This is a genomic window from Bacteroides sp. GD17 (assembly GCF_038448625.1).
GTDB lineage: Bacteria > Bacteroidota > Bacteroidia > Bacteroidales > Bacteroidaceae > Bacteroides.
The window spans coordinates 264,006-277,423 of record NZ_JBCEZS010000001.1 but is presented as its reverse complement, the minus strand read 5'-3'; the positions used below and the strand labels follow the sequence as shown (position 1 = coordinate 277,423).

Here is a 13,418-nt window from a genome sequence, read left to right as displayed (position 1 = left end):
TTCATCCCTACGGTGCGGTCAATGTCACCGTTATGGGCGGATTATCACCATTGGTATTAGTCAACGTAAGCGTAGCTTTATCACCGGATACAGCATTAGCCCTGAAGTAGAAGTAGACCGCATCGCCACTCACACCGCTCGATTCAACTATCGTCTCGCTGTTGAGCAGAATCTTATCCGGATCATTCACCTGGGTTATTTTCCAACCCCATGTACCCGGACTGCCCGAAGTAAATACAAGCTTGCGACGCTGCATGATTCCGGTTCCGATATCATTAGCATCCAACTGTACCTCTGCAGTCATCCACACTCCGTCTCCACCATACTGATGCAGAAGTACCCGGTGGTGCAGGTTACCTGCATTGACATAGAACCACGTCTTTCGTTCGGTTCCATCTCCGGAGTTATACTTAGGCATCTCAACTTTGACATTATAGGTATATACACCTCCTGTAGTAGAAATTGAGCTCATGGTGGCCGCTGCCCAAAAATCCATGTCACTCTTATCCAACGACGCACCGGCAGAATAGCCCGTATTCGGATTTGCATCATAGTTCGTCTGGACCGTTATGTCGACCGTAGCAGCATTGGCAGCCGTCACGACTTTGGTCTGCGACAATTTGAGATAATACTGCTTATCGAGAATAACATTCACCGGACTTTCATCCCACGCAAGAGGAGTGGCAGATATCTGATAGGTATCGTTCGAGATGGTAATGTTATAGTTGATGTACTCACCCGACTCCCAAGTATGCGGTTTGGCAGCGGCAATATCCTTGAGCAAGAACTCCCGGTCACCGAAATTGGTGGTGATAACTATCTTGGCCGTAGCAGAGAAAGCATCTGTCGGCAACATGAGGAATGTATCGCCAATCATGGTAGCTTCTTTGGTCACCGTATTGTTACTGCCGGGAGCAGAGGCAACCGCTCCCGTCGTGATGCCGCTCCACACAAATTTAGGCTTGCTATTTATCGTAGTCGCAACCGGTATATCGGCCACGGTGAGCTTTCCGCTTTTCCCTACGTTCTGTAGCTCTATTTTCCGGATGATAACCTCATCGGGTGCCGGATCTTGCTTCTGGAACGTGAAGGTTACCTTTGTCAGGGTGTGATAGAAATGTATATTCACGCCTTCACCCCATGCCGGCTCCGATACCGCTGCCAACACATCGACATGATTGGCGGCTGCCGCATCTGCCGTATAGTCCAGCGCCATCTGCCCGGGAGTAGTAGAGAAGTCTGCAACAAGTGCATACGTACCGCTCGGATACCATGAGAAGAATTTCATACTGGCACCCAGCATGCCCGGCCAGTATTGTGGCGGTGATATCGTCGCAGTCAAGTCAGTGTTCACCGTGGCACGTGCGCTGAAGTATGTTTGCGGTGTAGATGAGTTGGGCGTCAGGGAGGCTGAGAAACCGAAATCTTTCCCTTTCAGGTCGGTATTCGAGGAGATTACTGCACCGCGAGTACCGGCACTTCCACCTTCCCCGATACGTTGCACAACAATCTGCTTCTCGCACATCATCTCTTCCCGGATGCACGAGGAGAAGACGAACGGAAGAACCGTCGCTGTCATAATCATCCTGATACTATTTCTAAACTTTATCATCTTATTCACTTTCCGCAATTAAAAACATATCCGCAATTCAAAAAACATCCGGCAAAGGCTATTACAAATCCATATTCACGTTGATGTCCTGTCGTTCACCCCAATCTTCTACCGTCACTGCCAGTATCTGGATGCCGACTTTTCCTACCCGAGCCGTTATCTGATAAACATTGTTCCGCCGGATCTCCATAAATGGCTGTGGCACCGGACTGCCGTTATCATCGACTTTCGTAATTGTCTCTATCACTTTCCCGGTTATTCCGGTAGTATCAGGAGGTCCCTTCAAGACATTGACCATACTGACGGCCAGCCTGTCGGATTTATCCTGTCTGAAAATGCGCTCAGCTGTATAGAACGAACAGAGCAACTTCCGATTCTCGGCTCCGGCGGCAGATGAGTATGCCCAGATTTTGTCTTCTCCAGCCACCCAGGTCTTCTCCAGCAAATCGCCTGTTGATACGTTCTCAATCACTTTGCCGTAATTCTTTGAAGCATTGGCATTATCACGTGTACCGTTCTCTGCATTTCCCATCACGAAATAGCTGTTGTGGGTAAGGTTATGCAAAGTGACTTTGGTAGTGTTGGCGGTATATCCGGTCACTGCTCCACCGTTTGTAGCTTCGAGAAAGATGTCGACCCGGGCCACAGCACGTTCGATAACCATTCTTATACTCTTTGTTTCATCGGGCACTACGGATATATCGCGAACAACTCCCGTCATGGGCATGCCGGTGGATGAAACGATTTCTCCGTCGCTGTTCAGTATAGCAGCGATATTATATTTCATATTCTGTAGCATCCCCAGACTGGTGATACCGTTGAGCTCGTCTGTGAGACTCTGTGGTTCGTTAGCAATGACTATAACCATAATATCATTGTCGGGCGTCACCCGAAGATCTCGTGCTGTGATGTCGGTAGCCGTAGTCGGATTGTCCAGTATGATACGTTCGTTCACATCCAGCTCCGCAGAACCGGACACATCACTAAACACAATAAACCGGATGGAGCGTATCTCCTCCTGCCTGTCTGCATCCCTATCGTCCGCCAGTTCGATGCTAAGCCGGGCCTGGACAAGAGGAGGCATTCCGTCGGTTGCATCTCTACTGCACGAAAACAGAAGGGCGGTGATTGCTAAACAAATGATATGTATATGTAATAGTCTATATCTCATTCTTATATTTCAATATCATGAAGCCAATATATCCAAGTACCCACAACAAGGCCTATCTGCAGGAATCCTCCCTGGCCTCCTCCTTCGGGTTTCTCGGTAACTGCAAGCACCAAGTTCCATTCGCTCTGCCGGTCGAGGTATTCCTGGAAAGGAAGTTCCGTCCCGTCCTGGCGGTGGGTAGGCCGGGCAATGCTCAGCAGTTTCATCAAGTCATAGCTCCATATTTCGTCTCCGGTATCAGCATTCTTTATGATGAACCGATAGTTCCGGCCTTCTCGGTTGAGCAGGCGCATGGTGTTCAGGCGGGCAGATACAATTACGTCAGAAGCCTCGCCCGGGCCTGTATAGTGGGGCACATAAGTGACCGTGCCCTGGTCTGTGGGTTCGTTTTCCCAAGAATAAGCGGCAGGCTCCGGCGCCTGAATCGCAAAAGTATATTGCGTGCCGTTTGTTTTGCTTTCCACGGTCTTCATCAAGGCAACGTTAAACCGATTGGTGTTGCGCATCAGGTTCACCTTGTATACTTTGTGGTCGATGTTGAAAGGCACATGATTCACCTCCACCACTTCGCCAAAGTAAAGGTGTGGGAATTCAAAGTTTACAATATTCGACTCACGCTTCAAGGCTACAATGACTTGCCGGAGAGTTGTTGTTCCCGGAAGCAATTCATGGCCGTCATTATCCAGAATGCGGAAATTGTCGGATAAGCTACCAACGGTAAGTATTTTGTAGTTGCCAAAATCAAGTTCATCAGTCAGTGGCATTCGGTTTCCGGCCACCAATGCAGTAGATTCTGCTCTTTTGGTGAAGAGCAATTTGTCGTCACTACCAAACACAAATACGTCCACCGATTTCACCTGCGGATTGAACGCATCCGCATATTCCATATTATAATCGAATGCGAACTCCAACCAAAGTTCACACCGGGGCAAATCTTCACGTATGCTGTCACATGAGGCGATGCAGAACATCGAGGCTACGATAAGGAACAGCGATTTGGTTTTTCCGAACATCATATCTTTTTCTTCTATGGGGCAGCATTATCAAGCTGCCGTTTATATTGTCAGAGGGCGCGGAAAGTAATTCCGCAAGAAATGTTTAAAAACGGACAAGGCAGGCAGTTTGCACTACCTTGTTCGTTTATATAGAGAGGAGGATTATTAGATTTCGAAACCGGTAGTCCAATATATCCACGGAGCAACTTTAAGCTCAAAGTGGAGATATGCACCCAACTTGTCAATGTCTTCTTTTTCGTCCGGATCTTCCGGGCCATCACCGGGATACCACGGGGTACCGTTTCCATTCACCTTGTTCAGCGTAAGCGTATAATAGTTATTGCGCACTACACCATACTTTCCATATTCCATGTAAGGATCTGCTTCGTTGTCATGGCGAATCTCATAGTAGTAATAGTTGAGACTCTTCGGATACCAGTAGATACAACCATCTACCTTGCACAGTTCTCCACCGTTCTCAATATTGGAATTATCAAGAGCAGCCTGAGTAAGAGCTGCAAAGCTACCCGGATCTGAAGCAAGTTCTCCCTTTATTTGATCATAAAACTTCTCGCATGCATTAACCAAGAGTTTTTCGGCAGCAGTTCTGTCAGCTTCCGCTTTGGCTTTAGCAGGCGTATAAGCAGCTTGTAAATCACTAAGGCTCTTAAAGTTTACAGAATTCGTTCCATTAGAGAAGCGGTACCAATCATCACCCAAAGTAAAATCACCTGCCAGCCAAGGCGCATACTTCCCTTTAAGTACCAGACGCGTAGCCGCACCGAACTTCTGATAAGTCTCATCCATGGTATTTTCAATGCAGTATTTATAGTTAGCACCCGAAGTCGCGCTTTGAGCAGTCCAATCGGCATGAGGCTCGCGACTGACGACCTCATTCTTGATGATACCTGTAAGATAGTCAGTTCCACCGCCCGCTGTAAAGTTCGGGTCTACAGTATAGAAGTTACTCTTATAGAATCCACCACTATGAGACGACTTTGTAGTCGTTTTCTCTGCAAAAGGAAACAACAGAGAGTTGTAGTAGTCGATAGTCCAATTTCCAAATTCAAACTGGCCAAGACTATTTGTTTGACTCACGTCATCGCTTGCAAAAGGGCCAACTTTCAACGAAGCACTGACCATCACCTCCAATTTAGCGGCAAGGCGTTCTATCTCAAGTGTAGCCGGCTTACTCTTCGCAGCATTTTGGGCTTCCGCTTCAGTCTTATAATCACTGGCCAGAATAATGAAGTTCTCTACATCGAGCAAACAATCAGACTTCCATTGGTGGTTTGTAGGATCTGGATCAGAATCATCGAAGAACCCGGCATTAATCATTGTACAACCGTCAGCATGTACCACCTCATCTACGAGATAAGAATTATCGGGTTTACCGCTCTCTGTATCTACCGTGACTACAGCATTAATATCATTAAAAGTTGTAGTTACCGTTATCTCGTCATCCAAACGTTTCTTTATCTTCTTACCCGGATTGGCAACTACAAGAAGATATTTAGTGTCCGTAGCTACTCTGATCGGAGTGTTCGGAGTAGTAACTCCACTGGTATTTGTCCCGAAAGAGCCACTTCCCAATACTGTAACATATTTGGTAGCACTCGCGTCCTTAACCACCACCTTATTTTTATCGAACGTAATCACATAAAGTTCATTGATGGCACTCTCTTCCGGCCGGGCATCTTGTTCCCCAGACGCACGCGTCCTTGTATTTTTAGGACTGGACATGCTGATCGATACATAGGCCACATCATAGTTTTTGTCTCCGTCACCACCGGCACCAATGTCATTGTCTTCCGAGCAACTCGCCAATGCAGCCACAGCCAGCATCGACACTAAAATTGATTTGATCTTTAGCATAATAAAAAAACTTATTAGAAATTAGTATTGTTAATTATTCACGTTAATAGCAAGATTCGCTTGCCATGGTTATTTACTCTTTTTCTCTATCTCAGCAATATTCGCCTTCTTCCTGGCTAACTCTTCCAAATTACTCTTGGCAGCATTCAGCCCCAGCTTCTCGGCCATCTTCAAATACTTTTCCGCCGACTCATAATCTCCTTTCATTAATGATAATACTCCCATTGCATTGTTATATTCGGGCAGACAATCATCCGCCTTCACTCTTTTCAGATAGCGCTCCGCAGAAACCAGATCACTGCGTGAAAGAGCTGCCGCAGCTGCATTCATATTGGCGATCCCACTTTCGGGATAGATGCGGGCGGCTGTCTCAAAGATGTCGATAAACTCCTGCGAACCTTTCGGATAGCTGTTAGCCACCACAAACATTTCGTTCAGACTCAGATTCTGAGGGCGTTTCTTTATCACTTCTTTCGCTTCCTCCAACTTGAAGTTCTTTACATCGTAGTTCACCTTACAGATGGCTACGCGCAAACTCGGGAAGATATGTTTCAGCATAAACTGATAGGGTACACCACCGCGAAGCTGCATCAACTTCGTCTCCCTGCCTTTTTCTATCGGGATGTTCGTAATGATGTCCAGTACCTCTTCCTTATAATCCATCTCGAACGTATCGAGCGCCTTTACCAGCCCGTCCCAGTTCTCACCGCCGAAAACAATGCCGTACTGATTGAGCGGATAGTCATAGCGGGCAGCCAGATAGTTGCGCAGTGCCATGGCACGGCCTTCGGACAGGCGTTTGTTTGCCTCCAACGTACCTTCGGGCGAAGCATAACCGGTAATTTCCAAGCGCTTCACCTGCACATCGGCATCGGACTTCAGCTCGTCTATCATTGTACGTATCTTGGCCAACTCCCGAGGATTGTTCATGTATTCGGGACGGATATCCGTCTTGCCCACCTCGAAGTCCAAAGAACATTCAGCTTGTATATCACGGCTCTTGATTTCTTCTACCACAGGCTCCACATACGAGAGGTAGGGAGTTACCACATAGGGCTCCAGCATACGCTCAAGCGCAACTTCATCAAAAACATGTTCTACATTCATCAGCGTACTTTCGCCGCAACCGCACTCGTCGCGCTGTATGTCCAGTCGGGCATTCTCCATCCAAGGTTTGTAGGGTAAGGTATATCTGTAGCGGATAACGCCGCTTTTCTTCCCGTCGCTTTTCTCTATCGCATAAGGTGCCTCGTAGTTCTTTTTCTCTTTGGCACTCATCAGCGCCAGCCTGCGTTCATAAACCAGGTACTCATTCTTACCTTTGACAGATACCCGCGGAAGATTGCGTGTGACGTCACCGGAAACCAATTGTGGAATGAAGTCCGTTCCATGTGCCGACTTCACTTTCACATCCTCCATCACGATATCGAAATCTACGTAAAGGGTTTCGCCCTGCTGCTCCAACCGTACAGGCTTCAAGGTGATGGTTCCTTCGTAAGAACGATCCTGAGCCAAAACGCTGTTCACATTCAGGCACAAGGCAATCATTGCCAGTGCAACGAATAGCATATTTCTTTTCATTATTCTCAATCTATTTGATTAGGTAAATAAGTGACAAGCTCGCTTTGGTAGGACCCAGGTAGTTCTTGCTTGCGTCTTTCAGCCTGGTGCCGCAGGTGGTACAGGGATATTTATCGTATACAATCCGTGCATACCCCACTCCCAGGGAAGCCTCTATACTCCAGCGCTTCTTCAATATCCACGAATGTCCGATTGAAACACCTCCTCCATACAGATGCCCCTGATAGCGCATATCCTGCATATTCTGGCTGACGAACGGCCAGTCGGGCCATCCGCCTACATTAAAGTCGGCATAGTGCGCATGCACCCCGATGAACGTACGGTTGAAGCTTTCGCAGAACCAGTAACGCACTTCCGGTTGTATGCCCCAATGTTTCAATCGGGTATCATCAAACTTCCAGGGGTTATAGTTGACCGGAATATCCAGTGTCCACTTACGTGCCAACGATACTTCCAGTCCAAGATTCATTGTAGTAGTGGCGTCGTAAAGTAAGTTCGTTTTTACTGCAAGTTTTTGTGCTTTACTCACAGTAGGCAGTAAACCTATCATAAGTAATATACATACCAGTATTTTTCTATTCATCTATTACTTTTTATTATTTCACAATTACGGTACAGGTTGGATTTATGCTATTTAAGCATCCAAAACAGCCTGAAAATCCACATTGCAAATATCGGAGTAATAAAGAAGATTGAGGATGATATCAATTTCTGTTATAAGCACTGAAAAAGCGGGAAGACAACTAATTACGTTATTGTTCAGAGGAAAAATGGCTGAAATTAAAAAAAGGCAGAATATTCAAACTCTTTTTTCGATATGCGAATAAATTAATTCAGAATGTTTCAGAATACGAAACTTATTAAAGAAATCATTCTAAATTTATTAATATATGAAAGAAAAACGCCTTTTTCCATTACTTTAAGATATTGCAGTGAATAGTTCAGCAGCAAGCAGGGCGTAACCTCACGGTCACGCCCTGCCCTATTTACACAATCTTTGATAATAACTAATGAAAAGAAAAAAACTTATTGTTTTGATGTTTATCAGTTCAATTCAAAAGGAACTACACCTTTGATGTCGGCAGCCGAAGCGGCAATGATGGCTTCGAACTTACCCGGTTCGGCTACCCATGTATGCTGGGCATCGTCGAAGAAGCTCAGAGCTTCTTTATCAATGGTGAACGTTACTTCTTTCGCTTCGCCCGGTGCCAGCTTTATCTTCTGGAAACCTTTCAGTTCTTTGATAGGACGAGGCAGAGAAGACTTCTTATCGCTGATATACAGCTGGACAACTTCCTGACCTTCGCGCGCACCGGTATTCTTTACAGTAACCTTTACGGTCAGCGTACCGTCGGCAGACATAGTCTTGCTGTCAGCAGTCGGCTTGCCATATTCAAAGGTAGTGTAGCTTAAACCATGACCGAAGGAGAACAACGGTTTCACCTTCTTCTGTTTGTCCGCCCAGCGGTAACCTACGAAGATGCCTTCGTTATACTTCACGTCTATGATTTCTCTGCTTCTCTTGCCGGTATATTCGCCCAGGCTATGAGCCGGACAGTCTTCCAGTTTCACCGGGAAAGTGAAAGGCAGCTTGCCGCTGGGGTTCACATCGCCCATCAAGATAGCTGCAAGAGCGCTGCCTGCCTCAGAACCCAGATACCAATCCTGTACAATGGCAGGAACTTCATTCACCCAAGGCATGGCAATGGCGTTGCCGGAGATATTGACAACAATCAGGTTCTTATTGGCCTTTGCCAAAGCAGAGATTACGTCATCTTGTCCGTAAGACAAGCCAAGGCCTTCGCGGTCGGAGTCTTCGCAATCCTGTCCGTTGCTCTTATTCAAGCCACCGATAAAGATTACGTAGTCGGCATCAGCAGCCACCTTCACAGCTTCTGCTATCAATTCTTCGGGAGAACGGTCGTCTTTCAGGTTCTGACCGGTTACTACGCCGTTGTATTCACCGCTTGCATCGCCCACGTAGCCACGGGCGTAAACGACTTCTGCCTTATTGCCTACACGTTGCTTGATGCCGTCCAGCGGAGAGAGTTCACGTTGTACCTTCAAAGAAGAACTACCGCCACCTACGGTCATCATCTTAACAGCATTTTCGCCTATCACGGCAATCTTCTTTGCGTTGTTCAGGTCTATCGGAAGCACATTGTTCTTGTTCTGCAACAGTACGATGCCTTCTTCACCAATGCGGCGGGCTGCTTCGTAATGTTCGGGAGAGAGCAATGCACCGAAAGGACGGTTCGTGTCCATCGTGGTACGGAAAGCCAGGCGAAGGATGCGACGTACTTTGTCGTCCAGTTCCTTGGTGCCTACCTTGCCTTCCTGGATGCGCTGCAAGTAAGGCATAGCCAGGTAATAATTATCGTAAGCATTGCTGGCACCGTTGGAAAGACCGTTGGTCCAGCTGCCGAATTCCATATCCATTCCGTTGGTGATGGCCTGGTCTGTATCGTGCACACCTCCCCAGTCGGAAATAACTACGCCGTCGAAGCCCCATTCGCCTTTCAGAATATCGTTCAGCAGATATTGGTTGTGGCAGGCATGCTGACCTTTATAAAGGTTGTAAGCACCCATGATGGCCCATGCATTACCTTCTTGCACGGCAGCTTTGAAAGCAGGCAGATAGATTTCGTACAGAGCACGGTCGTCTACAATGACATTGGTGTTGTGACGGTTCACTTCATGATTGTTCAGCGCGAAGTGCTTTACGCAAGCGGCAACACCGTTCTGCTGTACACCCTGTACGTAGGGAACAACCATACGGCCGGCCAAATAAGGATCTTCACCCATATACTCAAAGTTACGTCCGTTCAGCGGTGTGCGGTAGATGTTTACACCAGGACCCAGAAGAACGGTCTTGTTACGATAGCGGGCTTCTTCGCCGATGCTCTTTCCGTATAGCATGGACATTTCGGGGTTCCAGGTAGCGGCAAGGCATGTCAATGCCGGGTAGGCTACGCAAGAGTCGTTGGTCCAGCCAGCCTGATCCCATTCGTCCCACAACACTTCGGGACGTATTCCGTGAGGACCATCGGTCATCCAGAACTCAGGAATTCCCAAACGAGACACCCCGGCACTACTGAATTTTGACTGTGCATGTACCATCGCCACCTTTTCTTTCAAGGTCAGGCGACTCAATGCATCTTCTACTCTCTTCTCAATGGGCTGCGCCTCATCCAGATAAACAGGCTTCTGCTGTGCCGAAAGAGGCAACACAACAGCCAGAGCCAAACCAAATAAAACTTTTCTCATTCTACTTTAATGTTTTATAATCTATTGTTTGAATTACATAATAGTTTTGAGGGATGATGAATGGGAACTTACTTCTTCATTCCCAACGATTGAATATATCCTTCCTGCACCACACAATTCTTCAGTTTACAAGCCTCAATGAAATCCATCATCGCCTTACGAGCCATTGCCTGGTCGGGACGAGCCTCACGAATCTCCTTATACGTAGTACGCGGCGCTTCGGAGAAGTATACAATGTTTGCCCAGTTCTCCGGCGGAGTGATGCCTACGAAAGACGAACCGTCCATCTTCTTGTACGGCCAGAAGGTATAACCGATGTTATTCTCGCGCATCGTCTGGCAGAAAGCAGCCTGCCACTCGTCCGTATTATGACCTATTTCACCCATATACATCGGCAGGTTCACACTATCGCGGAAGTTGATGAAGTTCTGAATGGCAGCCTTTGTCGGATCACCTCCATAGCGGTGACAAGTATACATAATCTTGTCATCGAACTTAGAGTCCTTGAAGGGCTTGAAGTTACCGTTCCACTGCGAACCGCCCAAGAGTATGATATGGTTCTTATCTACCTCGCGGATGGCCGCTACACCTTTCTTATATACATCTTCCAACTTTCCGTTGAGCTCTTCTACATTCTCGAAGTAAGGAGCGATAGGCTCGTTGTACAGTTCATAACCCAAGATGACCGGCTCGTTCTTGTAATGATCGGCAATCTTGCGCCAGATGTCGCAGTAAAGCTGCTGGCTCTGCTCGCTGTCGAACAACCAAGGATAGCCGTAGCTATCATCAATATTATCGCCTGTTTGTCCACCGGGAGCATCGTGCATATCCAGGATAAGGTAAAGATCGGCTTCACGACACCAGTTTACGAGCGTATCTACACGGGCAAATCCATCCTGATTGACCGTCAGACCCATATAATCTTCGTCCGTAAACAGTTTGTAATGGAAAGGCAGGCGGATGGTATTGGCACCCGTATTCTTGATGAACTGTATATCTTCGCGCGTCACATAATTATCCTTGAATGCCTTCCAGAAGTCGGCTGTAAAGTCTGGGCCCACCAACTGGCAGAACATCTCGTTGATGAAGCGTCCCGAATTGGTTTTATTGAACCTGAACATATAGCCCTCAGGATTCAACCAGTTGCCCAGGTTCGTGCCCATGATGAAGAGCTTCGAACCATCGGGTTTTATTAAATCCGGTCCCTGAATGGTTACAAATGCATCGGGAGATACTGTCTCCGAGGCTTGTTTCTCACTACATCCCACTATGCCCAACGACAGTAGGGCAATGGAAATACTTGTTGCTAATAAATGTTTCATGGTATTATTGTTATTTTAAGTTACTTCTTCCAGCAATAAGAGGCAACCGAGTTGCCGGGAATTGTACAATCTACATAATTCTTTCCGTCTACCGTCAGGCTTACCCGAGCCATGCTCTCACTTCCGTTGGACACCACAAAAGCCACGGTTCCATCGGGATTTTCGAAAGCAGAATACATCAAGTTACTACCCGTAACACCATCGCTTTCGATACGGAAAGCACCCGGCTTCACCACTGCCGACAGATGGCCGATAATGTAATAATGCGAATTGTAAGTGAGAGTCTTGTAGTCCGATTTGTCAATATCTACCGCACCGTAACAAGTCTGGCAACCGCCCTCACGATTGGGTCCACGTTCAGAGTCGAGCATCAAATTCCATACGATAACACCTTTACACCAGTTGTTCACCGTGCCCAGGGCTACTTCGCGCATATCGGCTGTCAGTCGCTTTTGCAGATTGCGTCCATCGTTCCACATACCGATAGAGGTTTCGGTAAAGATAAGCTCCTTATCGGGACGCTGGCGCTGGATTTCATTCAACTCCTTGCGGTCACCGCCATAGTTGTGATAAGCAGCACCGGTCAGGAAAGAGGCAGCCACTTCATCATCGTACATCTTGACGGGATAACCTTGTTGGTCGGGCATTCTATCGTAATCGTAGTTGTGGTCGAAAGCATATATCTTTGTATCCAGTCCGGCAGTCTTGAAGGCAGGGCCAAGGGCATCTCTTACAAACGCCAGTTCTTCTTGCCAACCCATGAACAGAGAAGCGGAATTGCCCCTATTCAACGGTTCATTCTGAGGTGTAATGGAGTAAATGGGAATGCCTTCTTTCTCAAAAGCCTCTACCCACTTCACGAAGTAAGTGGCATAGTCCTTATAATAGTCAGGATTCAGCTGACCGCTTGTCCATGAGTCAAAAGGCTTTTTGTCCACCAGATTGTCCACCTTCATCCACTTAGGACAAGTCCAGGGAGAACCCAGTATCTTAATAGCAGGATTAATAGCAAGGATATCTTTTAAGATAGGTATTACATAGTCTTTTTCTTCACTCTGCAAGGCGAAGTTCTCAATGCCCGGTTGATCGCAGCAGGTATATTCACTCAGCGAGAAGTCCGAGCATCCTATTGAAATACGGATATAACTGAAACCCAATCCGTCTTTATCCGAAAAAGTCTCAGTCAGGAACTTAGCCCGGTCGGCCGGTGCCATCTTCATCAGGTTGTAGCAGGTAGAGCCGGTGACGGCAGCGCCGAAACCATCCATAGACTGATAACGCACAGTCGGGTCCAGCTTGATGACAGTATCAAACTTAGGCTTTTTAGAGAACTTCAGAGTAGCTTTAGTGAAGCTCTGTGAACGGTCGGCAGTTGTGGTGTACGCTGTTACTTCGCCCTGAGGCGCCATCGGTGAAGGAGGAGTGTCCAGCACCGGAATAGAACTGTTACCACAAGCAATCGCTGTGGCAGACATACAGAATCCTACAAAGAAAAGGGATTTTAATTTCATGGTATTGTCTCTAATGGTTACTTAAACTTTCCCAAAGATAGGAAAGATAAAGACATCCTGCACTGACGAATAGGAAATAGGTGG

Annotated in this window: 9 protein-coding genes; all 9 read right to left on the bottom strand. The window is 47.1% G+C overall.

The window, feature by feature from the left end; translation table 11 throughout:
* Positions 1-7 precede the first annotated feature (7 nt).
* The 9 genes from AAE250_RS00935 to AAE250_RS00895 all read right to left on the bottom strand — a co-directional run bounded on the left by AAE250_RS00935 (position 8) and on the right by AAE250_RS00895 (position 13,334).
* The gene (locus AAE250_RS00935) at positions 8-1,612 is read right to left on the bottom strand and encodes a fimbrillin family protein (protein WP_294595463.1); all 1,605 of its coding nucleotides are present in this window, start codon (positions 1,610-1,612) and stop codon (positions 8-10) included.
* A 61-nt stretch (positions 1,613-1,673) separates the two neighbouring features.
* Entirely contained in the window at positions 1,674-2,783 is a 1,110-nt protein-coding gene (locus tag AAE250_RS00930) for a hypothetical protein (RefSeq protein WP_294595464.1), read from the bottom strand.
* 2 nt (positions 2,784-2,785) lie between these two features.
* Positions 2,786-3,796: a FimB/Mfa2 family fimbrial subunit gene (locus AAE250_RS00925; RefSeq protein WP_342288712.1), complete on the bottom strand. Its 1,011-nt coding sequence runs from the start codon at positions 3,794-3,796 to the stop codon at positions 2,786-2,788.
* Between the two features lie 147 nt (positions 3,797-3,943).
* Positions 3,944-5,653: an Mfa1 family fimbria major subunit gene (locus tag AAE250_RS00920; RefSeq protein WP_294595469.1), complete on the bottom strand. Its 1,710-nt coding sequence runs from the start codon at positions 5,651-5,653 to the stop codon at positions 3,944-3,946.
* 69 nt (positions 5,654-5,722) lie between these two features.
* Entirely contained in the window at positions 5,723-7,237 is a 1,515-nt protein-coding gene (locus AAE250_RS00915; protein ID WP_294595559.1) for a DUF3868 domain-containing protein, read from the bottom strand.
* Positions 7,238-7,244: 7 nt separating this feature from the next.
* Positions 7,245-7,817 (bottom strand): DUF3575 domain-containing protein, encoded by a 573-nt coding sequence (locus AAE250_RS00910; protein ID WP_294595471.1) that lies wholly within the window; start codon positions 7,815-7,817, stop codon positions 7,245-7,247.
* Between the two features lie 461 nt (positions 7,818-8,278).
* Positions 8,279-10,501, bottom strand: coding sequence for a glycoside hydrolase family 3 C-terminal domain-containing protein (locus tag AAE250_RS00905; RefSeq protein WP_294595473.1), 2,223 nt, complete (start codon positions 10,499-10,501; stop codon positions 8,279-8,281).
* Positions 10,502-10,569: 68 nt separating this feature from the next.
* The gene (locus AAE250_RS00900) at positions 10,570-11,823 is read right to left on the bottom strand and encodes a glycoside hydrolase family 5 protein (RefSeq protein ID WP_294595475.1); all 1,254 of its coding nucleotides are present in this window, start codon (positions 11,821-11,823) and stop codon (positions 10,570-10,572) included.
* A gap of 20 nt (positions 11,824-11,843) precedes the next feature.
* Positions 11,844-13,334 (bottom strand): glycoside hydrolase family 30 protein, encoded by a 1,491-nt coding sequence (locus tag AAE250_RS00895; RefSeq protein ID WP_294595477.1) that lies wholly within the window; start codon positions 13,332-13,334, stop codon positions 11,844-11,846.
* Positions 13,335-13,418 lie beyond the last annotated feature (84 nt).

What these genes read in the sequence shown, in the direction of transcription:
- AAE250_RS00935 (WP_294595463.1), bottom strand. Translation starts at nt 1,612, where the DNA reads ATGATAAAGTTTAGAAATAGTATCAGGATGATTATGACAGCGACGGTT.
- AAE250_RS00930 (WP_294595464.1), bottom strand. Translation starts at nt 2,783, where the DNA reads ATGAGATATAGACTATTACATATACATATCATTTGTTTAGCAATCACC.
- AAE250_RS00925 (WP_342288712.1), bottom strand. Translation starts at nt 3,796, where the DNA reads ATGTTCGGAAAAACCAAATCGCTGTTCCTTATCGTAGCCTCGATGTTC.
- AAE250_RS00920 (WP_294595469.1), bottom strand. Translation starts at nt 5,653, where the DNA reads ATGCTAAAGATCAAATCAATTTTAGTGTCGATGCTGGCTGTGGCTGCA.
- AAE250_RS00910 (WP_294595471.1), bottom strand. Translation starts at nt 7,817, where the DNA reads ATGAATAGAAAAATACTGGTATGTATATTACTTATGATAGGTTTACTG.
- AAE250_RS00905 (WP_294595473.1), bottom strand. Translation starts at nt 10,501, where the DNA reads ATGAGAAAAGTTTTATTTGGTTTGGCTCTGGCTGTTGTGTTGCCTCTT.
- AAE250_RS00900 (WP_294595475.1), bottom strand. Translation starts at nt 11,823, where the DNA reads ATGAAACATTTATTAGCAACAAGTATTTCCATTGCCCTACTGTCGTTG.
- AAE250_RS00895 (WP_294595477.1), bottom strand. Translation starts at nt 13,334, where the DNA reads ATGAAATTAAAATCCCTTTTCTTTGTAGGATTCTGTATGTCTGCCACA.